Here is a 23,400-nt window from a genome sequence, read left to right on the forward strand (position 1 = left end):
GCCTGAGGATCTCGATGCGCCTGCCCTGCCTACTCGCCGCGATGTTCGCGCTGGCGGCCTGTCACGATCAGGCCAATGGCGGCGGCGCGGGCGTGCGCGAGCAGATCACGGCGGTGGGGTCCTCGACCGTCTATCCCTTCACCACCATCATCGCCGAACGCTTCGTCGCCGCCGATCCGGAGGCCAAGGCGCCGGTCATCGAGTCGACGGGCACGGGTGCTGGCATGAAGCTGTTCTGCGCCGGCATCGGGGCGGGACATCCGGACATCGAGAACGCCTCGCGCCGGATGAAGGCGGGCGAGTATCGCGACTGCGCGGCACATGGCGCGGCGGAGGTGCTGGAAATTCCCATCGGGATCGACGGCATCGCCTTCGCCGAATCGAAGCGCGGGCCGCGCATGGCGCTGACCACCGCCGACATCTATCGGGCGATCGGCGCGCATCCGGGCGGCAAGCCCAACCGGGCGCGGACCTGGCGCGACGTGAACCCGGCGCTGCCCGCCATTCCGATCCAGGTCTATGGCCCGCCGGCGACCAGCGGCACCCGCGACGCCCTGGCCGAACTGATCCTGATGCGCGGATGTGACGCGGTCGAGCCGCAGGCGCGGGCGCTCTCCGTGCGCGATCCCGAAGCACACCATCTGCTCTGCACGCGCGTCCGCGATGACGGTGCCTATATCGACGCGGGCGAGAACGATAACCTCATCGTCCAGAAGCTTCAGGCCAATCCGGATGCGCTGGGCGTGTTCGGCTATTCCTATCTGGAGGAGAACCGCCAGACGGTGAACGGCGTCACCATCGACGGGGTCGCACCGACCTATGACGCGATCGCCGCCGATCGTTATCCGGGGTCCCGCCCGCTCTACATCTATGTGAAGAAGGCGCATCTCGACGCCATTCCGGGCCTGCGGCGTTTCCTGACGCTCTATGCCGCGAATTGGGGCGCCAACGGCCCCCTGACGCGGCGCGGCCTGATCGCGTCGCCTGCTGCGGTCCAAGCACAGGCGCGCGCGATCATCACAAGGGAAATTCCACTCGATCCGGCACATCTGCCGTCATGAGCGGCGTAATCCTCCTCATCCTGATCCTGGGGCTGGGCATCATCGCCTGGGCCTCGACGCGGATGCGCGCGCTCGGCTTTCGGCGGCGGTCCAGCACGCGGGTCAGTTCGCTGCCCCATCATCACGGCTGGTATGTCGCGCTGTGGACCGCGGTGCCGCCGATGATCTTCCTCGCCATCTGGTCGGCGACCTCACCCGCGCTCGTCACCGATATGGTGCTGCACGTCCCCGCCGCCGTGCAACTACCCGCGCCGGGTTTCGAGCGGGCGGCGATCCTGTCCGAGGCGCGCGCGCTGGCGGCGGGGCGTGCGCATGGCGCCTTCCACGCGCTGTCGCGGACGCTCGCGCCAGCCTATGATCGGGCGCAGACGCGGATCGACTGGATCGCCACCGCGATCGTCCTGCTGCTGGCGCTGGCGGGGGGCGCCTATGCCTATCTGCGGGTGAAGCCGGGCTTTTCGGCGCGCACCCGGATCGAGCGCGTGGTGCTGGGCCTGCTCCTCGCCGCCTCGCTGATCGCGATCCTGACCACCGCCGGGATCGTCGCCTCCCTGTTGTACGAAGCCGGACGCTTCTTCTCGGTCGTGCCGATCACCGACTTTCTGTTCGGCACCCATTGGAGCCCGCAGGTCATCGACCCGCGCGATCCCGGCGCGTCGCTGGGTGCGGTGCCGCTGTTCTGGGGGACCTTCTTCATCGGCGCGGTGATCGCCATGGCGGTCGCCATCCCTTTCGGCCTGATGAGCGCCATCTACCTGACCCAATATGCCGCACCGCGCGTGCGCCGGATCATGAAGCCCGTGCTGGAGGTGCTCGCGGGCATTCCGACCGTCGTCTATGGCTATTTCGCCGCGCTGACCGTCGCCCCCGCCGTGCGGCAGTTCGCGGTCGCGATCGGCATCGACTGGGCCTCGTCCGAAAGCGCGCTGGCCGCCGGGCTGGTCATGGGGGTGATGATCATCCCCTTCGTCTCGTCCATGGCCGATGACAGCCTGGCCGCGGTCCCCAGTTCGATGCGCGACGGCAGCCTGGCGATGGGCGCGACACCGTCCGAGACGATCACCCGCGTCATGCTGCCCGCCGCCCTGCCCGGCGTCGTCGGCGGTGTCCTGCTCGCGGTCAGCCGCGCGATCGGCGAGACGATGATCGTCGTCATGGCGGCGAGCGGCGTCGCGACGCTGACCGCCAATCCCTTCGCCAGCACGACCACCGTCACGCGCCAGATCGTCGACCTGCTGACCGGCGAGGCGGAGTTCGACAGCCCCAAGACGCTCGCCGCCTTCGCACTGGGCCTGACGCTGTTCGTCATCACCCTGCTCCTCAATATCGTCGCACTGAGCGTGGTGAAGCGGTATCGGGAAAGCTATGAATAGGCCGCCCTCGTCCGCAGACCGCTGGGGCAGCCCGGCGATGGCGCGGCGCTTGCGTCGCCGCTATGCCGCCGAGCGCCGGTTCCGCCGGATAGGCGCGGCGGCGGTCGCGCTTTCGGCGGCATTCCTGGCGTTCCTGCTGATCACGATGATCGCCCAAGGCTTTCGTGGCTTTACCGAAACGCGCGTCGCCTTGCCGATCGATCTGGCGGCGGCGGAGCTTCCCATCGAGCCCGCCCGGTTGAAGGGGCGCGGGGCCGATCTGGCGCTGGCGGGTGCCGGGCTGGAGGATGCGGTCGACCGCGCGGCGACCAACGCCTTCGGGTCGGACGGGATCGACCTGCTGTCGCCCGGCGCGTGGATCGTGGTCCGTGATGCGGTGAAGGCCGATCCCTCGCTCCTTCGTCGAACCACCGATTTCAGCCTGCCCGTCGCCAGCGTCTATGACGTCGCCGCCAAGGGCGAGGGGATGCCGGAGGCCGAGCGGGTCGTCGCCCGGTTGCGGGCGCGCGGGCTGGTGTCGACCGGATGGAATATCGGCTTCCTGCGCGACGCCGATGCGACCGATCCGACGCGGGTCGGCATCTGGGGCGCGGCCAAGGGGTCGCTTCTAACCATGCTGGTCACGCTTGCCCTGGCCTTCCCCATCGGGGTGCTGGCGGCCCTCTATCTGGAGGAATATGCGCCGAAGAACCGCTGGACGGACATGATCGAGGTGTCGATCAACAATCTGGCGGCGGTGCCTTCGATCATCTTTGGCCTGCTGGGGCTGGCGGTGTTCCTGGGGAGCTTCGGGCTTCCCCGCTCCGCGCCTCTGGTCGGTGGACTGACGCTGGCGCTGATGACCATGCCGGTGATCGTCATCGCCGGGCGCAACGCGATCAAGGCGGTGCCGCCGTCGATCCGCGATGCCGCGCTGGCCGTCGGCGCGTCGCGGGTGCAGGTGATCTTCCATCACGTGCTGCCGCTCGCTCTGCCCGGCATCCTGACCGGCACGATCATCGGCATGGCCCGCGCGCTGGGCGAGACCGCGCCGCTGCTGATGATCGGCATGCGCGCCTTCATCGCCGCGCCGCCGCATGGGTTGACCGATCCGGCGACCGTGTTGCCGGTGCAGATCTTCCTATGGTCGGACCAGGTGGACCGGGGCTTCGTCGAGAAGACCTCGGCCGCGATCATCGTCCTTCTCGTCTTCCTGCTCGCGATGAACGGGTTGGCCATCTATCTCCGCAATCGGTTCGAGACACGCTGGTGAGCACCCCCAAGATAACCGCGCGCAACGTCAGCGTGTCTTACGGCGCCAAGCAGGCGATCCACGACATCTCGATCGATGTCGACATGGATCACGTCATCGCGTTCATCGGCCCCTCGGGCTGCGGCAAGTCGACCTTCCTGCGCACGCTCAACCGGATGAACGACACCATCCCGTCGGCACGTGTGTCCGGCGACGTCCGCCTCGACGGGCAGGACATCTATGCGCCCGAAATGGACGTGGTGCAGTTGCGCGCGCGGGTCGGCATGGTGTTCCAGAAGCCCAACCCCTTCCCCAAGTCGATCTATGAGAATGTCGCTTATGGCCCGCGCATCCATGGCCTGGCATCGTCGCGGGCCGAACTGGATGTGATCGTCGAGCGCTCGCTGACCCGTGCGGGCCTGTGGAACGAGGTGAAGGACCGCCTCTCGGAAAGCGGCACCGCGCTGTCGGGCGGCCAGCAACAGCGGCTGTGCATCGCCCGCGCCATCGCGGTCGACCCGGAGGTGATCCTGATGGACGAACCGTGCAGCGCGCTCGATCCGATCGCGACCGCGCGGATCGAGGAGTTGATCCACGACCTTCGCGGCCGCTACGCCATCGCGATCGTCACCCACAACATGCAGCAGGCCGCCCGCGTCTCCCAGCGTACCGCCTTTTTCCACCTCGGCACTTTGGTCGAGTACGGAAAGACGTCCGACATCTTCACCAACCCCAGGGAAGAGCGGACGAAGGACTATATTACCGGCCGGTACGGCTGAGGACGAGGATCATGGACCACACCGTAAAAGCCTTCGACAACGATATCGGCCGCCTGCGCGGGCTTATCAGCCAGATGGGCGGATTGGCAGAGGAGGCGATCGCCAACGCCATCAAGGCGCTGCAACGCTCCGACCTGGAACTGGCGCGCAAGGTTCGCGAGGACGACAAGGCGATCGACCTGATCGAGGCCGAGGTCGAGCGGCTGGCGGTGCGCACCATCGCCCTGCGCGCGCCCATGGCCAACGACCTGCGCGAAGTGGTCGCGGCACTCAAGATCGCCAGCGTCGTGGAGCGCATCGGCGATTATGCCAAGAACATCGCCAAGCGCGTGCCGATGATCGAGAGCGAGGACCGGATCGAGCCGATCTCGATCCTGCCCGCCATGGCGAAGATCGCCTCGGCGATGGTGCATGACGTGCTCGACGCCTTCGCCGCGCGCGATGCCGAGGCGGCGGTCCGGGTCCGCGACAGCGACAACGCACTCGACGATTTCTACGATTCCATCTTCCGCACGCTCGTCACCCATATGGTCGAGAATCCCAAGACGATCGGACAGGTCGCGCACCTGCTGTTCATCGCCAAGAATCTCGAACGGATCGGTGACCATGCGACGAACGTCGCGGAGATGGTCTATTTCGCCGCCACCGGCACCCAGATGGGTGAGCGGGATCGCGGCGGCACACTGCCTTCTTGAGGGAACAGGCACCATGGCACGCGTAAAGATGTTGCTGGTCGAGGACGATGCCGCGCTGGCGGAACTGCTCGTCTTCCATTTCAAGCGCGAGGATTTCGAGGTCGTCCACACACCCGATGGCGAGGAGGCCCTGCTGCTGGCGCGCGAGAGCACGCCGGACATCGTCCTGCTCGACTGGATGGTCGAGGGGATTTCGGGCATCGAGGTCTGCCGCCGCCTTCGCCGCTCGGCCGAGACGGCGAACGTCCCGATCATCATGCTGACCGCGCGCGGCGAGGAAGAGGACCGGGTGCGCGGACTGGAGACGGGCGCGGACGATTATGTCACCAAGCCTTTCTCTCCGCGCGAGCTGGTCGCCCGCGTCGGCGCGGTGCTGCGCCGCGTGCGTCCGGCACTGGCGGGCGAGGCACTGACCTATGCCGATATCGAGATGGACACGGTCGGCCACAAGGTCCGCCGCGCGGGCGAGGTCGTCTCGCTCGGGCCGACCGAATTCCGCCTGCTCAAGCATTTCCTGGAGCATCCGGGCTGGGTCTTCTCGCGCGAGCGGCTGCTCGACGCGGTCTGGGGGCACGATTCCGATATCGAGAGCCGGACGGTCGACGTGCACATCCGCCGTCTGCGCAAGGCGATCAATATCGGCGACCGGCCCGACATCATCCGCACGGTGCGCTCGGCGGGCTATTCGCTCGACGCGGGAGGCTGAAAAAAGCGTCAGGATCGGGTCGCAAGCGAAACGAGGGAGCCAAGTGCGGCATGGGACGTTCTGCCCACGCGCTAACGCACTTGCGCTTCTGAACAGGAGATTCGCATGAAGCTCGTTTTTCTGGCCGCCACCGCGCTGATGGCCATGCCCGCCATGGCCCAGACCACGACCCAGACAGACACCACCGCGCAGGCGGGTGCCTCGACCGACACCACGACCGGTGATACGCAGGCCAATGCCGCCGCGTCCGCCGCGACGATGACCGCAGGCGGCTATCAGCCTGCCCAGCCGCCGATGGCGTCGCCCCCGCCCCCGGGCGCGCCCGTCGTGTTCCAGCAGGCTCCGAGCCCGTCGCAGGCCTATCCGGCCCCGGCTCCGCTGAAGAGCTATCCGATCTGCAAAAAGGGTCAGTATGACCAGTGCCGCCAGCGTGGCGGCAAGTAACCGGCCCTTCACCCGGCTGTAGAAAAATCGCCGGTTCCCTCAGGGGACCGGCGCTTTTCTTATTCCTCGACCAGTTTCATCAGGCGGCGTTCGACGGGCGCGAGTACCGGGCCCAGCTCATGCCCGCGCTTGAGCACCGCCCCGCCCTCGCCGATCAGCGCCCACATGCCCTGGCGGTTGCGCAAGGCGGGACGCTTCTCGATCCGGTATTCGGGCCGCTCGGCGGTTCGGCGAAAGGCGGAGAAGATCGCCGCGTCCCGCCCGAGATCCATGGCATAATCGCGCCAATGCCCCGCCGCCACCATCCGGCCATACAGGTCCAGGATACGGTTGAGTTCGGTCCGCTCGAACCCGACCTGCCCTGGGGACTTGGGAAACGGCAGGACCCCCATCAGGCGCGGTCGCGCTTCTCTTCCTGCTCGGCCAGCACCGCATCCAGTCGTCGCCGCATCGTGTCCAGTTCGCATCGCAGCAGCTCGATCTTCTGCGTCTGCGGATCAAACACATCGGAACAGGGCGTACCATAGGGGACGAAACGCCGTTCGGGCGCGGCGCCGCCTTCGACCACCGTCGGGCGCGCCGGAATGCCGACCATCACCGCGCCCTCGGGCACGTCGCGGGTCACCACCGCATTTGCCCCGACCCGAGCGCGTGAGCCGACGGTGATCGGGCCCAGCACCTGCGCGCCCGAACCGATGATCGCCCCGTCCATCAGCGTCGGGTGACGCTTGCCTGCCACGCCATTGTCCGGACTGGTCCCGCCCAGCGTCACGCATTGATAGATGGTGACGTCGTCACCGATCACCGCCGTCTCGCCAATCACGACAAAGCCATGGTCGATGAAGAAATTGCGCCCGATCTCGGCACCCGGATGGATGTCGATCGCAGTCAGGAAGCGGGTGAAGTGATTGACCAGCCGTGCCAGGAAAAAGGCGCGCGCGCGATAGAGGCGATGCGCGATCCGGTGACCGGCCAGGGCCCAGACGCCCGGATAAAGCAATATCTCCGCGCGCGAATGCGGCGCGGGGTCGCGAGCCCGGATCGAATCGAGATAAGCGGCCAAACGGCTCGGCATGAGCATGTCCCCAGATGCGATAGGTGCATTTAAGCACAGCGGTCCTCGAAATCCAGATAGCGGGACAAGGCGTATCCGCGCGACAAACTCTATCTTTGTTGCAGCGTTGGAGACGACACGGCATGGCCCTGGCCGGACGACCCAAGGAGACATGATGGACCCGACCAGTACCGAGCTGATCCATATCCTGCCCTTCGTGGCGGTCGGCTTTGCCGCACAGGTGGTCGATGGCGCGCTGGGCATGGCGTTCGGCGTGATCTCGAACACGCTGCTCATCAGCCTGGGCGTGCCGCCCGCCGCCGCGTCCGCAGGCGTGCACAGCGTCGAGACCTTCACCACGGCGGTCTCGGGGATCAGCCATGCGGTCCATCGCAACGTCAACTGGCGGCTGTTCCTGCGCCTGATGATCCCGGGCGTGATCGGCGGGGCACTGGGCGCCTATGTCCTGTCGAACATCGACGCGGCGGTGGTGAAGCCGTTCGTGCTCGCCTATCTGACCGCCATCGGCCTCTACCTGTTGGTCCGTGCCTGGCGGCACAAGGCGCATGTGCGGGAGCCGAAAGTGGTCGAGCCTCTGGGCCTTATCGGTGGTTTCCTGGATGCGGCGGGTGGCGGAGGCTGGGGGCCGGTCGTGACCTCCAACCTGCTGGCGCAGGGGGCCGCGCCGCGCACCACCATCGGCACGGTCAACACGGCGGAATTCTTTCTGACCGCGACCATCTCGGCGACCTTCATCACCCAGCTTGGCTGGGGTGCGTTCACCATGGCGACGGTCGGGCTGCTCATCGGCGGCGTCTTCGCCGCACCGTTCGGAGCGATGCTCGCCAAGCGGGTGCCCGCACGCATTCTACTGACGATGGTGGGGGGCATCCTGACGCTGACCAGCTTCTGGGGATTGTATCAGGCGATTGCCGCGTAAATCCTCGGCAGGCCATGGGTCTGGCGGAGGGGGTATCCGGCGGAAAACCCCTCCACCACCGCTTCGCAGCGGCCCCCCTCCCCGTACCGGGGAGGAGTTTTAGGCGATCGCCGAGTGGACGGTCGCCACCGCTTGCATCACCGCAGCGATACGGACGGCGGTCTGGATGGTCTCTGCCGAGGCACCCGCCTTCTTCAGCACCGCCTCATGCGCGTCGATGCACATGCCGCAGCCGTTGATCGCCGAGACCGCGAGGCTGAACAGCTCGAAGTCGATCTTGTCGATCCCCGGTGCACCGATCACGTTCATGCGCAGCTTGGCGGGCATGTTGCGATACTCCTGGTTCCCGGCCAGGTGGGTGAAGCGATAATAAACGTTGTTCATCGCCATGACCGCCGCCGCCGCGCGCGCCGCATTGGCGGCCTCGGGCGAAAGCCTGGGCGCGCATTCGGCCTCGGCGGCCTCGACCAGCGGCTTGTGGCCGGTGCCGTGGGCGCAGGCGAGCAGCAGGCCGTATTTGCGCTGATCGTTCAGCACTGCCTCGTTAAGCAGCGATCCGACATTCAGGCGAATGTCCTTGGCGAAGTCGGGCAACTGCCCGGCAAATTCCTTGAGCGACATGGGATATGCTCCGGATAAACGACGCCCCAGTCCGGGCCGCCGATCATCACGGATCGGCAGCCCTCGCCGGGGCGTCGGGAATGATGGGTCCGGGGACGCGAACGCCCCCGGACGACAGGATTACTCGGCCGCGAGCTGAAGGACGTCGTCGCCCTTGTTCCAGTTGCACGGGCACAGCTCGTCGGTCTGCAGCGCGTCGAGAACACGCAGGGTTTCCTGCGGGTTACGACCGACGTTCAGGCCGTTGATGGTGACGTGCTGAATGACATTGTCGGGGTCGATGATGAAGGTCGCGCGGTAGGCGACATGCTCATTCTTGTCGACGATGCCCAGTGCGTCGGCCAGGACGCGGCCATTGTCCGCGATCCAGGGGAAATCGGCCGCGGCCAGATCCGGGTCCGACTTGCGCCATGCCAGGTGGACATGGGCAGTGTCGGTCGACGCGCCGATCAGCACGGCGTCACGGTCAGCGAAATCATCCTTCAGCTGCGCATAACCGACGATCTCGGTCGGGCAGACGAAGGTGAAGTCCTTCGGCCAGTAGAAGAGGACCTTCCACTTGCCCTCATAGGAGGTGTCGCTGATCGTCTCGCCGGCGGGCAGCGCGTTGGTCCCCTGCTGGACGGGGACGGTGAATGCGGGGAGCTTGTCTCCAACGGTCAACATGGCAATAGCCTCCATTTCTTCCCAAAAATTCGGCTTCAGCCATCCTCTCACACGATCGGCGGTGGGCCGCCTGTATTCGTTGTGGTGACGGATATGGGGACTGGCGCGTTCGATCCAACAAGCTATTTGTCAAATCGCAATCGACTGAGACGATCAATGGCCGCGACCTACCTACCTACGTTAAAACAACTGCAATATCTGGTGGCCTTGCAGGACCACGGTCATTTCGGGCGGGCGGCCGATGCGTGCTTCGTCACGCAATCCACCCTGTCGGCGGGCCTGCGCGAGCTGGAGACGCTGATCGGCGTGACGCTGGTCGAGCGGACCCGGCGCGTCGTGCGCTTCACGCCGCTGGGTGAGCGGATCGCCGACAAGGCGCGGCGCGTGCTGCGTGAGGCGGACGAACTGGGCGACATGGCGCGCGCGGCCGGGCGTCCCTTGTCGGGGGAGATGCGCATGTCGGTCATCCCGACCATCGCCCCCTTCATGCTGCCCCGCATCCTGCCGCGCCTGCGCCGCGACTATCCCGACCTGAAGCTGTTCCTGCGCGAGGAGCCGAGCGGCCCGGCCTGCGAACGCCTTCACAACGGGCGCACCGATTGCGTGCTGCTCGCGCTGCCTTTCGCTTGCGGCGAGGTGACGGCCGAGCCGCTGTTCGACGACCGGCTGTTCGTCGCCTTTCCCACGGACGAGGACCGGTCCCCGCCCGCCGCTATCCCGGCCTCTGCGATCGACGAGGCCCGGCTGCTGCTGCTGGAGGACGGGCATTGCCTGAAGGATCATGCCCTGGCCGCGTGCAACCGCCCCGAATTGCGGGCCGAGGCGACGATGCTGGGCACGTCGCTTCACACTATCGTGCAAATGGTCGATAACGGGCTGGGTATGACGATGCTGCCCGAAATGGCGCTGCGTGCGGGGATATTGGAGAATACCAACATCACCGCCCGCCCGCTGGATGCGGAGAACGCCATGCGCAAGATCGCGCTGGTCTGGCGGCGGGCCAGCCCGCGCGAGAAGGATTTCCGCCTGCTGGCGCAGGTTCTGGGCGAGGCGGCCTGATCGCCCGTCGCCCACCCATCCGCAACCGGAGCGCATCGCACGCGTCTTTGCCTCCGACCCCATTGCTTCAGGAGATGTGTCCCATGCCCCTTACCGCACGACGCCTGCTGGCCGCGCTGCCGCTCGTCGCCCTGATCGGGCTTGGGGCCTGCGGACGAGGCGCGGACCAGAAGGCCGCGCCCGCCACCCCCTCCACCGCCGCGCCCGCCCCCGCCGAAGCGCCGATGATGCCGGATCAGGCGATGGCGCCGACCCGGACCATCCTGGACAATGCCGCCGCCACGCCCTCGCTATCCTCGCTGGTGGCCGCCGTCCGTGCGTCGGGTCTGGCGACCACGTTGGCGGGACCGGGGCCCTATACGCTGTTCGCGCCGTCCAACGAGGCGTTCGGGCGCCTCGCCCCCGGCGTGCAGGAGCAGCTGCTGCAACCCGCCAATCGCGATTCGCTCGTCCGGCTGCTTCGCTTTCACATGCTGCCCGGGACGGTCGGTGTCGCTGAGTTGCAGCGGCGGATCGCGGCGGGCGGCGGCACCGCGACGATCATGACCGTGCAGGGCGAACCCTTGACCGTCACCATGACCCAGTCGGTCATCACGCTGACCGATGCTGGCGGCAACAAAAGCTATATCGAGGCGGGCGATCTGGCGCAGGCGAACGGCGTCATCCACATCGTCAACGGCGTTTTGGTGCCAAAACTGGATTAAGTGCGTTACTCCCCGCAGACCGGTCGTTTCGCTGACGCATCGCCGGTCTGCCCTTCACCATGCGGCGCGATGCGATCCCGCTCCGCCGCCAGAAGAACGGGAGTATGACTTTCATGATGAAGACCTTCGCGATCCTCGCCACCGCCACAGCTCTGACCAGTGTCGGTGTGGCGACGGCCCAGACCACGACGGCCCCCGCCCAAACCGCGCCTGCCCCAACCGCCCCGGCAGCCCCCGCCGCCCCGGCGCAGGCGACGCCCGCCGCCACCGGCACCATCGTCCAGGTTCTGGCCGCCACCCCCGACCGCAGCACGCTGGCCAAGCTGGTGGCCACCGCGGGCCTCACTGCCGATCTGTCCGGCCCCGGCCCCTTCACGGTCTTCGCACCCAGCGACGAGGCGTTCAGCCGCATGCCCCCCGGTGCGCTCGACACGCTCAGCCAGCCCGCGAACAAGGCGACACTCGCCACGATCCTGAAATATCATGTCGTCGCGGGCAAGCTGACCGCCGAGCAGTTGAAGGCGCAGATCACCGCCGGGAACGGCACCGCGACGCTGACCACGCTCGCCGGACAGCCGCTGACCGCGCAGGTCGGGCCGAACGGCAACATCATGCTGACCGATGTCAACGGGCAAAAGGCCTATGTCGACAAGGCGGATGTCGACGCGACCAACGGCGTCGTCCATCTGACCAACGGCATCAACGTGCCCAAGATCGGCTGATCGTACCAAGCAGTGAGACGTGAAAGGCGGCGCTTCGGCTCCGCCTTTTCACACCCGCCGAAGTCAGGCCTGCCAGCGCGACGCCGCCGCCGTGTCGCTCTCGCGCGCTTCGACCCAGCTCGCCCGGTCGCCCCGCGTCTCACGCTTCCAGAAGGGCGCGTCGGTCTTCAGACGGTCGATCAGATAGGCGCACGCGTCCAGCGCGTCGCGGCGATGCGGGGCGGCGGTGACGACCAGCACGATCCGCTCGCCCGGTCGCATCGGACCGACCCGGTGGACGATCGTCGCCGCCTGCAACAACCAGCGCTCGGTCGCGGTCCGCGCGATCCGATCCAGCGCCGTCTCGGTCGCGCCGGGATAATGTTCCAGTTCGAGCACATCGACGCCGTCATCGGCGCGCACCAACCCGCAGAAGCTCGCCACCGCGCCGACATTACCCTGCTCGACCCGCGTCATCTCCCCGGTCAGGTCGATCGGGTCGGGCGAGACATGGACCCGGATCATCCGCCCGTCACCGGCGGAAAGATCGCCACCTCGCGCGCGCCGACGACCGAGGCGTCGAGGCCGACGAAATTCTGGTCGACCGCCGCGCGTAGCCGCTCGGGCTCGGCCAGCGCCTCGGCATAGCCGCCGCCGCGCGCCGCCAGCCAGCGGATCAGATCGGCGACACTCACCACGCCGTCGGGCAGGGCCAGCGCCTCTTCGGCCAGCCCGATCCGCTCACGGACCCAGGCGAAATAAAGGATGGTCATCAGCTATCCATATGCTTGAGGCCGACGCGCAGATAATCCCAGCCGGTGATGAGCGTCAGTACCGCCGCCGCCCACAGCGCGGCGAGCGAGATGCTATGGACCCAGGCCCAGCCGGGCAGCGCGCCCCCCAGGATAAGCCCGCCCAGCGCGATAAGTTGCAACGTCGTCTTCCACTTGGCGAGCCGCGAGACCGGCACCGACACCTGCAATTGCGCCAAGAACTCGCGAAGGCCCGACACCGCGATCTCGCGCAACAGGATGATGAGCCCGGCGACGACGCTCAGCCCGCCGATCACCTGCACCGCGACGAGGACGAGGATGACCGAGGCGACCATGATCTTGTCGGCGATGGGATCCAGGAACATGCCCAGCTTCGACACCGCCCCTTGCGCGCGGGCCAGATAGCCGTCGAAATAATCGGTGATGCCCATCAGGCAGTAGAGCGCGAAGGCGACGCCGTACCCCCATTCCCAATGGGGCTGCCACAACAGCCCCGCGAGCAGGGGTACGGCCACAATTCGCGAGAGCGTCAAAAGGTTGGGCAGCGTGAGCATGACGCCTTCTAACCGCTCGCCCGTCCATGACAAACCGCTTTAAGCGGTTGGCGATGCGGACGGGCATGGCTATGTTGTCGTCATCCTGTTGCCACGATCGGGCCATTTTTCGTTATGCTCAATGCCCTCGGGCTTCTCAAGCGGCGTCGGTTCCTGCCGCTGTTCACCACCCAGTTTCTCGGCGCGTTCAACGACAATCTGTTCAAGACGTCGATGGTGCTGTTCGCCACCTATGCGATCTTCAACGACGCCCATGCGGAGGCGAACTTCAACGCGCTCGCCACCGGCCTGTCGATCGTGCCCTTCGTCCTGCTCTCCGCGCTGTCGGGGCAATTGGCGGACAGCCATGACAAGGCGCGGATCATCCGCATCGTGAAGACCGCCGAGATCGGCATCATGATCGTCGGCGCCTTGGGCCTGATGATCGCCAAGGCGGGCTATATCAATATCGGGCTGGGCCTGATGCTGGGCACCGTGCTGGCGCTGGGGACGCATTCGACCTTTTTCGGGCCGATCAAATACGCGATCCTGCCCCAGCATCTGGAGCCCGACGATATTCTGGGCGGCACCGGGCTGGTCGAGGCGGGGACCTATCTCGCCATCCTGCTCGGCACGGTCGTCGCCGGCTGGGTTCCGATCGAGGCGGCGGCGGCGGGCGTGCTGGTCGTCGCGGTACTCGGCTGGTTCACCGCGCGCCAGGTGCCGCCCGCCCCGCGCGAAGGGCCGCCGCTCAAGCTCAACTTCAACCCCTTCACCGCGTCGTGGCGATTGATCGCCGCCACGCTGCATATCCGGCGGCTGTTCCTGGCGATCGTCGCGATCAGCTTCTTCTGGACGATCGGCTCGGTGCTGATCATCGTCTTCCCGCCGCTTGTCAAGAATGTCCTGACCGCCGACAAGGAGGTGGCGAGCCTGGCCATCGCGATCTTCTCGATCGGGGTCGCCATCGGATCGGTGGTCATCAATACCATGCTGAAGGGCGAGATTTCGGCGCGCTACTCCCCCGTTTCGGTCATCGCGATGGGCGCGTTCGTGGTTCTCTTCTCGATCCTGTGCCGCAACTGGACGCCTGCCCCCGATGGCGGCCTGTATAGCTGGCAGGCCTTTCTGGCCGAGCCGCGCGCGATCGGAATCCTGGCGACGTTGCTCGCCATCGCGACGACCGGGGGCATGTTCGTGGTGCCGCTCTATGCGTTCCTGACGACCACCGTCGAGAAGGACCAGACGGCGCGGACGGTGGCGGCGAACAACATCGTCAACTGCTTCGCCATGACGATCGGCTCGGCGGCGGTGCTCGGCATCAGCGCGGCGGGCGTGACGCCGGAAAACATGCTGTTCCTGGTGGCGGGTATGTGCCTGGTTTCGGCCTGGCTGGCGCTCAGGCTCCACCGGGCTTGCCATGACGGATGCGTCGACCCCGCCTGATCAGAGCAGGAAGCTGTAGATACAGATAAAAAAGGCCGTGAAGCTGAGGACGAACAGGCGGAAATCCTGATCGTCCTCGCGCCGCTGCCTTTGGGTCACGGGCGGCGGCAGCGAACGCCGAAAGGGATGGCGGGCGGCTTCGTTGGTAAGGATGAGGCGGCGTCTCATGGTGAAAATGTTAACGCCGCATTCACCATTTCGGCATCCGCAGAATGGCGCGGAAAATCCTACCCGCTGCCCCGTTCCGAGACAGCGGGCACAGTCTGTCAATGCTGATGCGCCGACGCGGCGCCGATCCCGGTTTCCGACCGGACCCGCTGCGCCGGATAGCCCGCCCTGTCGACCGCCGCACGGCCGGTACGGTCGGTGATCGACACGATCCAGATCGTCAGGAAGGCGAGCGGCATCGAGAAGATGGTCGGCGAACCATAGGGGAAGATCGGCGCGTCATAGCCCAGTATCTTCACCCAGATGGCGGGCGACAGGATCGTCAGGACCAGCGCGGTGAGCAGACCGACCAGTCCCCCCGCCACCACCCCGCGTGTCGTGCAACCCGACCAGAGCAGCGACAGCAGCAGCACCGGGAAATTGGCCGAAGCCGCCAGCGCGAAGGCCAGGCTGACCATGAAGGCGACATTCTGCTTCTCGAACACGATGCCCAGCAGGATCGCCACCACCGCCAGCACCAGGACGGTGATCCGCGAGACGCGGAGTTCGGAGGCGGAGTCCGCCTGCCCCTTCTTGATCACCGTCGCATAAAGGTCATGGCTGACCGCCGACGCGCCCGACAGGGTCAGCCCCGCCACCACCGCCAGGATGGTCGCGAACGCCACCGCCGAGATGAACCCTAGGAACAGATTGCCGCCGACCGCCTGCGCCAGATGGATAGCGGCCATGTTGCTGCCGCCACGCAGCGCCCCGTCGGCATCGAGAAAGCCCGGATCGGTCGCCACCAGCACGATCGCACCGAAGCCGATCACGAAGGTCAGGATGTAGAAATAGCCGATCCAGCCCGTCGCCCACAGCACCGAACTGCGCGCCGCCTTGGCATCCGGAACGGTGAAGAAGCGCATCAGGATATGCGGCAATCCGGCGGTCCCGAACATCAGCGCCGCGCCGATCGAGATGGCGGAGATCGGATCCTTGATGAAGCCGCCCGGCCCCATGATCGCCCGGCCCTTGGCCACCGCTTCGTCCGGCCCCGCACCCGCCAGCGCGGCGAGCGCGGTCTTCACGTCGACCGCACGGGCGAACAGCGCCTCCGGGCTGAACCCGAACCGCGCGAGCACCGCGATCGCCATGAAGCTCGCCGCGCCGAGCAGCATCATCGCCTTGACGATCTGGACCCAGGTCGTCGCCGTCATGCCCCCGAACAGCACATAGAGCGTCATCAGCACCCCGACGATGACCACCGCATAGCCATAGGGCAGCCCGAAGAGCAGCCGGATCAACTGCCCCGCCCCGACCATCTGCGCGATCAGATAGAAGAGGACGACGAGCAGCGTCGAGCATGCGGCAACCATCCGCACCGGCGTCTGCGCGAAGCGGAAGGAGGCGACATCGGCGAAGGTGAACCGCCCCAGGTTACGCAGCCGCTCCGCCATCAGAAAGAGCAGGATCGGCCAGCCGACGAGGAACCCGATCGAATAGATCAGCCCGTCATAGCCATCGGCATAGATCTGCGCCGAAATCCCCAGGAAGGACGCCGCCGACATGAAATCGCCCGCGATCGCCAGCCCGTTCTGGAAGCCGGTGATCCCGCCACCCGCCGTATAGAAGTCGGAGGCGGTCCGCGTCCGCCGCGCCGCCCAGCGGGTGATCGCCAGCGTCAGCGCGACGAAGGCGGCGAACATGCCGATCGCGGTCCAGTTGGTCGCCTGCTGCACCGCCGGGCCGATGGCATGGGCACTCGCCGCCGACGCGGGCAGCAGGGCGAGCGGCACGCCCAGCGCCGGAACGACGCGCCTCATGCCCGTTCCTCCGCGCGTAACTGTTCGATTACGGGATCGAAGTCGCGATTGGCGCGCCAGACATACAGGCCGGTCAGCAGGATCGCGAGCGCGATGACGCCCAGGCCGATGGGGATGCCCCAGCTCGTCGCCCCGCCGCTGATCGAGCGGGCGAGCAAGGCCTTGTCGAAGGCGATGGTCAGGATGAACCCGAAATAGACGATCAGCATGATGATCGTCAGCGCGGTGGTAAAGCGTCCTCGCCGGCGAACGAGCGCGATATAGCGCGGATCTCGGGCCAGCCGGGCGGCGGCATCCTCCATGGCATTCTCCTAACCCCGCGCCGATGGTCGGCGTCGTGGCGGCCATGGTCCCCCGCCCCCGGCGTGGCGTCAAGCGCGATTGGGGCGATAGGCGTTCAGGTCGATACCGTGCCGCGCGACCTTGTCGTAGAATGTCTTGCGCGGAATCCCCAGCACGCCCAGCGCGGCGCGGACATCGCCCGCCACCTCCTCCAGCACGCTGCGGATCGTCGCGCCCTCGAACTGCTCAACCCGCTCGGGCAAAGGCATCGGATCGCCTGACTCCCCGCCCTCAGCGCTCAGGCCCAGCGCGACCCGGTTGGCATAGTTGCGCACCTCGCGCACATTGCCCGGCCAGTCGTGCGACAGCAGCCTTGCCTGGATACCGCCGTCGATCATCGGCACCGGCCGCCCGAACCGCTCCGCCGCTTCGCGCAGGAAATGGGCGAAGAGCAACGGCACATCGGCGCGCCGTTCGCGCAAAGGCGGCACGCGCAGCCGCACCGCATCCAGGCGATAGAGCAGATCGGCCCGGAACCGCCCCTCTTCCACCGCGCGCGCCAGATCGGACTTGGCCGCCGCGACGATGCGCAGGTCGAGCAACTGGGGGTCCTCCGCCCCGATGGCGCGCACCTCGCGCTCCTCGACCACGCGCAGCATCCGGCCTTGCAGCGCGGGGGCCATGCTGTCGACCTCGTCCAGAAACAGCGTGCCGCGATGCGCCGCCGCGATCCGCCCCGGCGTCCGGCCATGCGCCTGGCCGAACAGCTCGTCCTCGGCGATCGCCTCGGGCAGGGCGGCGCAGTCGACCGCCACGAAGGGCCGGGTCCGCCGCGCACTCCAGCGGTGGAGCAGCAGAGCGACCAGTTCCTTGCCGGTCCCCGTCTCCCCCTCGACCAGCACATCGACATCGGCCTGCGCCACCTGCCGCACCGTGTCGCGCAACCGCATCATCGCGGGCGTCTCGCCGATCAGCGGATAGGCTCCTTGCGCCTCCTCCGCCGCCAGCCGCAGGCGGCGATTGTCGAGGACCAGCCGCCGCATCTCCAGCCCGCGCTCGGCACTGGCGATCAGGTGATCGGCGGCAAAGGGCTTGGCGACGAAATCGAACACACCCTGCTTCAACGCGGCGACTGCCATCGGCACGTCGCCATGCCCGGTCATCAAGATGACCGGTATCTTCGCATCGATCGCGGCAATCCGCCGGGCGAGTTCGATCCCGTCGATCCCCGGCATCCGAATGTCGGAGACGACCATGCCCGGAAAATCGGGCGAGACGGTCGCCAGCGCCGCCAGCGGATCGCCATGCGCCTCCACATCGATCCCGGCCAGCTCGAACGACTGGGCCAGCGCCTGGCGAAGCACCGTGTCGTCATCGACCAGCAGGACGCGAAACCCCCCGCTCATGCCCGCCTCGCTCATACCCTGCGCATCCTGATCCGAAAGCCCGCCCCGCCAAGAGTCGAGGGGATGGTTTCCAACATGCCGCCAAACTCCGTCATGATGTCCCGCGCGATCCCCAGCCCCAGGCCGAGCCCATCGGGCTTGCCGGTGACGAAGGGGGTGAAGATGTCCGACGCGATCGCTGGGTCCAGCCCCGGCCCGTTATCCTCGACCGTCAGGTCGATGCCGTCCGCCTGCTCCTCCACCGTCAGGCGGACGCGCGGATCGGGCCGGCCCGCCACCGCATCCAGCGCGTTCTGGAGCAGGTTGACCAGCACCTGTTCCAACCGCACCCGTCCCGCGACCACGATGGGCAGCGCGCCGCCCAGGGGCCGCTCCAGCGCGACCCCCGCGCTGCGGAACCGGTCGCCGATCAGCAGCATCGTGCCGTCCAGCACCTCGTCCAGCGACACCTGCCCCAGTCCTTGCGTACCCCGCCGGGCGAAGCGCCGCATCTCCTGGACGATCGATCCGATCCGCTCGGTCAGCGAAACGATGGTGGCCAGATTGCCTTCCGCCTTGTCCGGCTGGCTGCGCGACAGGAAGGTCCGTGCATTGTCCGCCAGCGTGCGGATCGCCGCCACCGGCTGGTTGATCTCATGCGCGACGCCCGCCGTGATCGAGCCCAGCGACCCCAGCCGGTTGGCCTGCGCCAGTTCCTCGCGCGCCGCGCGGAACCGCTGGTCGGCGCGGATACGTTCCGCGATCTCCACGGTCAGGCGATCGTTGGTGGCGCGCAACTCGGCGGTGCGCCGCGCGACTTCCGCCTCCAGCGCCTCGCGCGCGAGCGCCGCGCGCTCCGCCCGCGTCCGCCGCCAGATCGTCAGCAGGGTCAGCCCGATCAGCCCGACGACGATCAGCACCGTGGCCGACCGGACCCAGCTATCCGCCTCCTGCATCGCGGGCGCGGACGGCAGGACATGGACCAACTGCCAGCCGGGCAACGGCGCGGGCTTTTGACCGACGACATAGCGGGTGCCGTCGCGGGCGATCGCCCGGTCGCCGATGGTCCGCAGCGGACCGGGGCGCAATTGCCGCTCGCCGAACTGCTGGCTTTCGGCGATCTCGGCGCGGGCGATCGCGGTCAGCGGGCGCGTAAGGGTGAATTGCGCTTGGCCATCGGTCGTCACCACGACGACGCCGTGATCGTCGAGCAACAAAGTCTGCCCCGGATCGCTGGCCCACGCCTGCACGATGCGGGCGAACTCGACCTTCACCACCACCACGCCGTCGGGGGCATTGGCGGGACCGATACGGCGCGCCAGAAACAGGCCGGGGCGATGGCTGGTATTGCCGAGCGCGAAATATTCCGACGTTCCGGTGCGCAACGCCTGCCGGAAATAGGGGCGGAAGCTATAGTCGCGACCGACGAAGCTTTCCGGTTCGCCCGCATTGGAGGCGGCGATCGTCCGCCCCTGTCGGTCGATGGCATAGATGACGGGCGCCCCGGTCCGCTCGGCCAGCCCGCGCAGTTTCTCGTTCAGTCGCGCGACGGCCTGGCTCGAACCGTTGCGCAGCGCCGCGCCCACATCGGGATATTCGGCCAGCACGATGGGCAGCAGGCGAAAGCGCTGCAACTCGCTGTTGAGCAATCGCTCCTGCTGACGGGCGATACGGTTCGCATCGGCGCGCAACGACGCCATCGCCTGACGATGCGCATAGACGCGCAGTCCCAGCGATGCCGCCAGTGCGAGCAGGAGGACCGCGATCACCGGCCACGCAAATCGCCGGACGTAGCGCAGCGTCAGGGAGGACGTGTCAGCCATATGTGCGGAATATCGCAACCGAGTGACCAAGGCCATGCGGAATTTCGCGCGATATCGGCCCTCCCTCACCAGTTTTTCCAACCATATCAGTGGCTTGGTATGAATTCCGTAAAATTTTGGAATTGCTCCGTAATCCGGCACAGTGTCCGCAAGACGGAGCGCGGCCCACCGCGCCCGGACCCTTTTTGCAGAGGATGACGAAAGCGATGATCGCCCAGGATTATGCCGTAGCAGAGGCGCCCAAGCGGGCGCGGATCTGGTCGCATCTTTACGTACAGGTCATATTCGCGATCGCGCTGGGCGCGATCATCGGCCATTTCTGGCCGAGCTTCGGCGAGGCGCTGAAGCCGCTTGGCGACGGCTTCATCAAATTGGTGAAGATGATCATCGCCCCCGTCATCTTCCTGACGGTAGTCACCGGCATCGCCGGTATGCGCGAACTCGGCTCGGTCGGTCGCGTCGCGGGCAAGGCCTTTTTCTACTTCATCACCGTATCGACCTTTGCGCTGGTCGTCGGCCTGATCGTCGCCAATGTCGTTCAACCGGGCGCGGGCATGAATGTCGATCCCGCCACGCTGAACGCCGGGTCGGTGACGGAATATGCCGCCAAGGCGCATGACACCACCGTCACCGGCTTCCTGCTGGGCATCATTCCCGACACGCTGGTCAGCGCCTTCACCCAGGGCAATATCCTCCAGGTGCTGATGGTCGCGATCCTGTTCGGCATTGCGATGGCGCTGGTCGGCGAGCCCGCCAAGCCGCTGCTGAACAGCCTGGAGCGGCTGAGCGTCGTCGTCTTCCGTCTGGTCGGCATCCTGATGCGCGCCGCGCCCATCGGCGCCTTCGGTGCGATCGCCTTCACCATCGGCAAATATGGCGTCGGCAGCCTGGTCAGCCTGGGCGCGCTGGTCGCCACCTTCTACCTCACCTCGATCCTGTTCGTCGTCGTCGTGCTGGGCACCATCGCCCGCCTCAACGGCTTCTCCGTCCTGAAACTGATCCGCTACCTCAAGGCCGAGCTGCTGCTCGTCCTCGGCACCTCCTCGTCCGAAGCCGCGCTGCCCAGCCTGCTCCAGAAGATGGAAAAGGCCGGTTGCGAAAAATCGGTCGTCGGCCTGGTCGTGCCGACCGGCTATTCGTTCAACCTGGACGGCACCAACATCTACATGACGCTGGCGGCGCTGTTCATCGCCCAGGCTTGCGGCGTGGACCTGTCGCTGGGTCAGCAGCTGGCGCTGCTGCTCGTCGCGATGCTCAGCTCGAAGGGCGCGGCGGGCGTCACCGGTGCGGGCTTCATCACGCTGGCCGCCACCCTGTCGATCGTGCCCACCGTGCCGCTGGCGGGCATGGCGCTGATCCTGGGCATCGACCGGTTCATGTCGGAATGCCGCAGCCTGACCAACTTCATCGGAAACGCGGTGGCAACCGTCGTCGTCGCCCGTTGGGAAGGCGCACTCGACAAAGACGCGCTTGACGCCGCGCTGAACAACAAGCCCGCCCTTCCGGCGGCACGGGTCGCCATGGCCTGACACGCATCCTGGCCCGGTCGAACGCTGTCGACCGGGCCAGTCCCGTTATGGATGCCAAGAAGGATCGGCGCTACGGCAGATCGATCCGAGTGAGGGGATTGTCATGAAGAAGTTCGTTGGGCTGGCCGGTACGGCTGCCGTCACCGTGATGGGACTGCTCGCCGCGCCCGCCGGTGCCCAGACCGTCACGCCGCAGGCCGCCGCCGAACCAGCCAGTCCGGCCAGCACCGCCTATCCCACCAGCGCGGCGGGCGACGGCAACACCGTCGGCGGCTATAACCAGTCGCGCTGGGCGGAGGACTGGCGGAAATTTTGCGACCCGGCCAAGCGCGACGATGTCATCGACGCACTGAAGTGCGTGAAGCTGACCGAGGATGGCAAATCCTATGTAACCTTCTCGGGCGAGTTGCGCACTCGCGTGAACATCACGACCAACCCCAATCTGCGCGAGGTGGAGCAGCAGCGCCAGGATATCGCCCGCATCGTCGGCGGAGCGGATGTGCATCTGGGCGATCATTTCCGCGTCTTCGGCGAACTGGGCCGCGCGGAACTACAGGGCATCAACCTGGGCACGCCCGCCGGCAATCTGCGCAACCAGCTGGCGGTGCAACAGCTCTTCGCCGAAGTGAAGGGCAAGGCGCTGGGTCTGGATGTCGGGGTGCGCGCCGGGCGGCAAGAGTTCTTCGACGGGCCGCAGCTCCTGACCGTGGGCCGGGACAACAACACGCTCTATTTCGTGCTCGACGGCGTGCGTGCCTATGCGCGCGGCAAGGATGCGCGGGTCGATGTGTTCGATCTCAACTACGTGACCTATGGCTTCAAGGGGATCGGCGACGACAAGACCAACCCCGACGTCCGCTTCAGCGGCGCGACCTTCGGGTTCCGCCTGTCGCCCAAGCTGTTCGGCGGGTCCAAGCTCTATCTCGATCCCTTCATCTGGCGGCTGCGCAACCGCCGCGCGGTCTGGGGTCCGACGACCGCGCTGGAGGAACGCTATTTCCTCGGCCTCCACGCTTATGGCGATGCGGGACCGGTCAATATCGACTGGACGCTCAACCATCAGTTGGGCACGTTCGCCAACCGTCCGATCTCGGCATGGCAGGCCTTCGTCGCCCAGACCTATCGCCTGGGCAAGAAGGCCGATGCGCCCCGCGTCGGGTTCCATTTCGACTATGGCTCGGGCGGCGGCTCCTATGAGCGCACAGGCCAGCTGAATACGACCAACGGCCTGTTCGGTAACAATATCTATTACAGCTACGGCCTGTTCCTGACGCCGACCAACCTGCTGTACGCCGCGCCGAACTTCACCTTCACGCCGATCAAGGGCGTGCGCCTGGCGACCGAATATGGCTTTGCCTGGCGACCGGACGAGTTCGACGCGGTCTATCGCGCGAGCGGTGCGGCGCTGGCGGGCACGCAGAATGTGCGCGGCAAGAAGGTCGCCGAGGTCGCCCGGTTGCAGGCGACCTGGACCATCACGCCACGTCTGTCGTTCGTCGGACGTTACGAACATTTCAAGGCGGACACCGTGTTGCAGCGGGCCAACCTGAAAAGCTCGGACTTCTGGGCGGGGTGGCTCAGCTTCCGCTTCTGACGTCGCGAGAAAAAAACCATCGGGAGATAAT

The 23,400-nt window shown here is 66.8% G+C and carries 26 protein-coding genes; 14 read left to right on the forward strand and 12 right to left on the reverse strand.

From position 1 onward, the window contains the following. Nucleotides 1-14 precede the first annotated feature (14 nt). The 7 genes from QE379_RS11745 to QE379_RS11775 all read left to right on the forward strand — a co-directional run bounded on the left by QE379_RS11745 (nt 15) and on the right by QE379_RS11775 (nt 6,289). A complete protein-coding gene (locus QE379_RS11745; protein WP_307000731.1) occupies nt 15-1,061 on the forward strand; it encodes a substrate-binding domain-containing protein in 1,047 nt (348 codons plus the stop codon). Continuing rightward, entirely contained in the window at nt 1,058-2,434 is a 1,377-nt protein-coding gene (gene pstC / locus QE379_RS11750) for a phosphate ABC transporter permease subunit PstC (protein ID WP_307000733.1), read from the forward strand. The genes QE379_RS11745 and pstC overlap by 4 nt, the downstream gene beginning before the upstream one ends. Further along, complete coding sequence (gene pstA, locus QE379_RS11755) at nt 2,427-3,686, forward strand: phosphate ABC transporter permease PstA (protein WP_307000735.1); 1,260 nt, start codon at nt 2,427-2,429, stop codon at nt 3,684-3,686. Before pstC ends, pstA begins: the two co-directional genes overlap by 8 nt. Beyond that, a complete protein-coding gene (pstB, locus tag QE379_RS11760) occupies nt 3,683-4,444 on the forward strand; it encodes a phosphate ABC transporter ATP-binding protein PstB (RefSeq protein ID WP_307000736.1) in 762 nt (253 codons plus the stop codon). Before pstA ends, pstB begins: the two co-directional genes overlap by 4 nt. An 11-nt stretch (nt 4,445-4,455) precedes the next feature. Continuing rightward, nucleotides 4,456-5,139: a phosphate signaling complex protein PhoU gene (gene phoU / locus QE379_RS11765; protein ID WP_307000738.1), complete on the forward strand. Its 684-nt coding sequence runs from the start codon at nt 4,456-4,458 to the stop codon at nt 5,137-5,139. A 13-nt stretch (nt 5,140-5,152) separates the two neighbouring features. Next, nucleotides 5,153-5,845 (forward strand): phosphate regulon transcriptional regulator PhoB, encoded by a 693-nt coding sequence (phoB, locus tag QE379_RS11770; RefSeq protein WP_307000740.1) that lies wholly within the window; start codon nt 5,153-5,155, stop codon nt 5,843-5,845. A 105-nt stretch (nt 5,846-5,950) separates the two neighbouring features. Further along, a complete protein-coding gene (locus tag QE379_RS11775; protein ID WP_307000742.1) occupies nt 5,951-6,289 on the forward strand; it encodes a hypothetical protein in 339 nt (112 codons plus the stop codon). Nucleotides 6,290-6,348: 59 nt separating this feature from the next. On the opposite strand, the gene QE379_RS11780 is transcribed toward QE379_RS11775, so the two are convergent. Further along, nucleotides 6,349-6,681 (reverse strand): DUF2794 domain-containing protein, encoded by a 333-nt coding sequence (locus tag QE379_RS11780; protein ID WP_267433289.1) that lies wholly within the window; start codon nt 6,679-6,681, stop codon nt 6,349-6,351. Continuing rightward, nucleotides 6,681-7,364 (reverse strand): serine O-acetyltransferase EpsC, encoded by a 684-nt coding sequence (gene epsC, locus QE379_RS11785; protein WP_307000744.1) that lies wholly within the window; start codon nt 7,362-7,364, stop codon nt 6,681-6,683. The genes QE379_RS11780 and epsC overlap by 1 nt, the downstream gene beginning before the upstream one ends. 151 nt (nt 7,365-7,515) lie before the next feature. Between epsC and QE379_RS11790 the strand changes: the two genes are divergently transcribed. Then, entirely contained in the window at nt 7,516-8,283 is a 768-nt protein-coding gene (locus QE379_RS11790) for a sulfite exporter TauE/SafE family protein (RefSeq protein ID WP_373461777.1), read from the forward strand. Nucleotides 8,284-8,382: 99 nt separating this feature from the next. Here the strand turns inward: QE379_RS11790 and QE379_RS11795 are convergent, their stop codons facing one another. Both QE379_RS11795 and QE379_RS11800 read right to left on the reverse strand, forming a co-directional pair. Beyond that, nucleotides 8,383-8,904, reverse strand: a complete 522-nt coding sequence (locus QE379_RS11795) for a carboxymuconolactone decarboxylase family protein (RefSeq protein WP_307000747.1) — start codon at nt 8,902-8,904, stop codon at nt 8,383-8,385. A gap of 120 nt (nt 8,905-9,024) precedes the next feature. Next, complete coding sequence (locus tag QE379_RS11800; protein WP_007403328.1) at nt 9,025-9,570, reverse strand: peroxiredoxin; 546 nt, start codon at nt 9,568-9,570, stop codon at nt 9,025-9,027. 156 nt (nt 9,571-9,726) lie between these two features. Between QE379_RS11800 and QE379_RS11805 the strand changes: the two genes are divergently transcribed. The 3 genes from QE379_RS11805 (at nt 9,727) to QE379_RS11815 (ending at nt 12,055) form a co-directional block, all read left to right on the forward strand. After that, nucleotides 9,727-10,629: a hydrogen peroxide-inducible genes activator gene (locus QE379_RS11805; protein ID WP_307000750.1), complete on the forward strand. Its 903-nt coding sequence runs from the start codon at nt 9,727-9,729 to the stop codon at nt 10,627-10,629. 83 nt (nt 10,630-10,712) lie between these two features. Beyond that, complete coding sequence (locus QE379_RS11810) at nt 10,713-11,333, forward strand: fasciclin domain-containing protein (RefSeq protein WP_307000753.1); 621 nt, start codon at nt 10,713-10,715, stop codon at nt 11,331-11,333. A gap of 104 nt (nt 11,334-11,437) precedes the next feature. Continuing rightward, nucleotides 11,438-12,055, forward strand: coding sequence for a fasciclin domain-containing protein (locus QE379_RS11815; protein WP_307000756.1), 618 nt, complete (start codon nt 11,438-11,440; stop codon nt 12,053-12,055). 63 nt (nt 12,056-12,118) lie between these two features. Here QE379_RS11815 and QE379_RS11820 read toward each other — a convergent pair whose 3' ends face one another. From QE379_RS11820 to pgsA, 3 genes are read right to left on the reverse strand one after another with little or no spacing between them, the layout of a single operon-like run. Then, complete coding sequence (locus tag QE379_RS11820) at nt 12,119-12,559, reverse strand: molybdenum cofactor biosynthesis protein MoaE (RefSeq protein ID WP_307000759.1); 441 nt, start codon at nt 12,557-12,559, stop codon at nt 12,119-12,121. Continuing rightward, nucleotides 12,556-12,807, reverse strand: a complete 252-nt coding sequence (gene moaD / locus QE379_RS11825; protein ID WP_307000762.1) for a molybdopterin converting factor subunit 1 — start codon at nt 12,805-12,807, stop codon at nt 12,556-12,558. Before moaD ends, QE379_RS11820 begins: the two co-directional genes overlap by 4 nt. Beyond that, nucleotides 12,807-13,361 (reverse strand): CDP-diacylglycerol--glycerol-3-phosphate 3-phosphatidyltransferase, encoded by a 555-nt coding sequence (gene pgsA, locus QE379_RS11830; RefSeq protein WP_307000764.1) that lies wholly within the window; start codon nt 13,359-13,361, stop codon nt 12,807-12,809. The genes moaD and pgsA overlap by 1 nt, the downstream gene beginning before the upstream one ends. A gap of 114 nt (nt 13,362-13,475) precedes the next feature. Between pgsA and QE379_RS11835 the strand changes: the two genes are divergently transcribed. Beyond that, a complete protein-coding gene (locus QE379_RS11835) occupies nt 13,476-14,786 on the forward strand; it encodes an MFS transporter (protein WP_307000767.1) in 1,311 nt (436 codons plus the stop codon). On the opposite strand, the gene QE379_RS11840 is transcribed toward QE379_RS11835, so the two are convergent. The 5 genes from QE379_RS11840 to QE379_RS11860 form a co-directional block, all read right to left on the reverse strand. Further along, nucleotides 14,787-14,954, reverse strand: coding sequence for a hypothetical protein (locus tag QE379_RS11840; RefSeq protein WP_307000769.1), 168 nt, complete (start codon nt 14,952-14,954; stop codon nt 14,787-14,789). A gap of 98 nt (nt 14,955-15,052) precedes the next feature. Continuing rightward, a complete protein-coding gene (locus QE379_RS11845) occupies nt 15,053-16,756 on the reverse strand; it encodes a cation acetate symporter (protein ID WP_307000772.1) in 1,704 nt (567 codons plus the stop codon). Continuing rightward, nucleotides 16,753-17,058, reverse strand: coding sequence for a DUF485 domain-containing protein (locus QE379_RS11850; RefSeq protein WP_307000774.1), 306 nt, complete (start codon nt 17,056-17,058; stop codon nt 16,753-16,755). Before QE379_RS11850 ends, QE379_RS11845 begins: the two co-directional genes overlap by 4 nt. 69 nt (nt 17,059-17,127) lie before the next feature. Next, nucleotides 17,128-18,459, reverse strand: a complete 1,332-nt coding sequence (locus QE379_RS11855; protein ID WP_307000777.1) for a sigma-54 dependent transcriptional regulator — start codon at nt 18,457-18,459, stop codon at nt 17,128-17,130. After that, complete coding sequence (locus tag QE379_RS11860; protein ID WP_307000779.1) at nt 18,456-20,246, reverse strand: ATP-binding protein; 1,791 nt, start codon at nt 20,244-20,246, stop codon at nt 18,456-18,458. Before QE379_RS11860 ends, QE379_RS11855 begins: the two co-directional genes overlap by 4 nt. 206 nt (nt 20,247-20,452) lie before the next feature. Between QE379_RS11860 and QE379_RS11865 the strand changes: the two genes are divergently transcribed. Next, nucleotides 20,453-21,775, forward strand: coding sequence for a dicarboxylate/amino acid:cation symporter (locus QE379_RS11865; RefSeq protein ID WP_307003201.1), 1,323 nt, complete (start codon nt 20,453-20,455; stop codon nt 21,773-21,775). 103 nt (nt 21,776-21,878) lie between these two features. After that, nucleotides 21,879-23,369: an alginate export family protein gene (locus QE379_RS11870; RefSeq protein WP_307000781.1), complete on the forward strand. Its 1,491-nt coding sequence runs from the start codon at nt 21,879-21,881 to the stop codon at nt 23,367-23,369. The last annotated feature ends 31 nt before the right edge of the window (nt 23,370-23,400 follow it).

Source organism: Sphingomonas sp. SORGH_AS_0879 (genome assembly GCF_030819175.1).
Lineage (GTDB): Bacteria > Pseudomonadota > Alphaproteobacteria > Sphingomonadales > Sphingomonadaceae > Sphingomonas.

Bases quoted from the DNA above. Each gene is read 5' to 3' on its own strand.
- QE379_RS11745 (WP_307000731.1), top strand. From the start codon at position 15: ATGCGCCTGCCCTGCCTACTCGCCGCGATGTTCGCGCTGGCGGCCTGT.
- pstC (WP_307000733.1), top strand. From the start codon at position 1,058: ATGAGCGGCGTAATCCTCCTCATCCTGATCCTGGGGCTGGGCATCATC.
- pstA (WP_307000735.1), top strand. From the start codon at position 2,427: ATGAATAGGCCGCCCTCGTCCGCAGACCGCTGGGGCAGCCCGGCGATG.
- phoU (WP_307000738.1), top strand. From the start codon at position 4,456: ATGGACCACACCGTAAAAGCCTTCGACAACGATATCGGCCGCCTGCGC.
- phoB (WP_307000740.1), top strand. From the start codon at position 5,153: ATGGCACGCGTAAAGATGTTGCTGGTCGAGGACGATGCCGCGCTGGCG.
- QE379_RS11775 (WP_307000742.1), top strand. From the start codon at position 5,951: ATGAAGCTCGTTTTTCTGGCCGCCACCGCGCTGATGGCCATGCCCGCC.
- QE379_RS11780 (WP_267433289.1), bottom strand. From the start codon at position 6,681: ATGGGGGTCCTGCCGTTTCCCAAGTCCCCAGGGCAGGTCGGGTTCGAG.
- epsC (WP_307000744.1), bottom strand. From the start codon at position 7,364: ATGCCGAGCCGTTTGGCCGCTTATCTCGATTCGATCCGGGCTCGCGAC.
- QE379_RS11790 (WP_373461777.1), top strand. From the start codon at position 7,516: ATGATGGACCCGACCAGTACCGAGCTGATCCATATCCTGCCCTTCGTG.
- QE379_RS11795 (WP_307000747.1), bottom strand. From the start codon at position 8,904: ATGTCGCTCAAGGAATTTGCCGGGCAGTTGCCCGACTTCGCCAAGGAC.
- QE379_RS11800 (WP_007403328.1), bottom strand. From the start codon at position 9,570: ATGTTGACCGTTGGAGACAAGCTCCCCGCATTCACCGTCCCCGTCCAG.
- QE379_RS11805 (WP_307000750.1), top strand. From the start codon at position 9,727: ATGGCCGCGACCTACCTACCTACGTTAAAACAACTGCAATATCTGGTG.
- QE379_RS11810 (WP_307000753.1), top strand. From the start codon at position 10,713: ATGCCCCTTACCGCACGACGCCTGCTGGCCGCGCTGCCGCTCGTCGCC.
- QE379_RS11815 (WP_307000756.1), top strand. From the start codon at position 11,438: ATGACTTTCATGATGAAGACCTTCGCGATCCTCGCCACCGCCACAGCT.
- QE379_RS11820 (WP_307000759.1), bottom strand. From the start codon at position 12,559: ATGATCCGGGTCCATGTCTCGCCCGACCCGATCGACCTGACCGGGGAG.
- moaD (WP_307000762.1), bottom strand. From the start codon at position 12,807: ATGACCATCCTTTATTTCGCCTGGGTCCGTGAGCGGATCGGGCTGGCC.
- pgsA (WP_307000764.1), bottom strand. From the start codon at position 13,361: ATGCTCACGCTGCCCAACCTTTTGACGCTCTCGCGAATTGTGGCCGTA.
- QE379_RS11835 (WP_307000767.1), top strand. From the start codon at position 13,476: ATGCTCAATGCCCTCGGGCTTCTCAAGCGGCGTCGGTTCCTGCCGCTG.
- QE379_RS11840 (WP_307000769.1), bottom strand. From the start codon at position 14,954: ATGAGACGCCGCCTCATCCTTACCAACGAAGCCGCCCGCCATCCCTTT.
- QE379_RS11845 (WP_307000772.1), bottom strand. From the start codon at position 16,756: ATGAGGCGCGTCGTTCCGGCGCTGGGCGTGCCGCTCGCCCTGCTGCCC.
- QE379_RS11850 (WP_307000774.1), bottom strand. From the start codon at position 17,058: ATGGAGGATGCCGCCGCCCGGCTGGCCCGAGATCCGCGCTATATCGCG.
- QE379_RS11855 (WP_307000777.1), bottom strand. From the start codon at position 18,459: ATGAGCGAGGCGGGCATGAGCGGGGGGTTTCGCGTCCTGCTGGTCGAT.
- QE379_RS11860 (WP_307000779.1), bottom strand. From the start codon at position 20,246: ATGGCTGACACGTCCTCCCTGACGCTGCGCTACGTCCGGCGATTTGCG.
- QE379_RS11865 (WP_307003201.1), top strand. From the start codon at position 20,453: ATGATCGCCCAGGATTATGCCGTAGCAGAGGCGCCCAAGCGGGCGCGG.
- QE379_RS11870 (WP_307000781.1), top strand. From the start codon at position 21,879: ATGAAGAAGTTCGTTGGGCTGGCCGGTACGGCTGCCGTCACCGTGATG.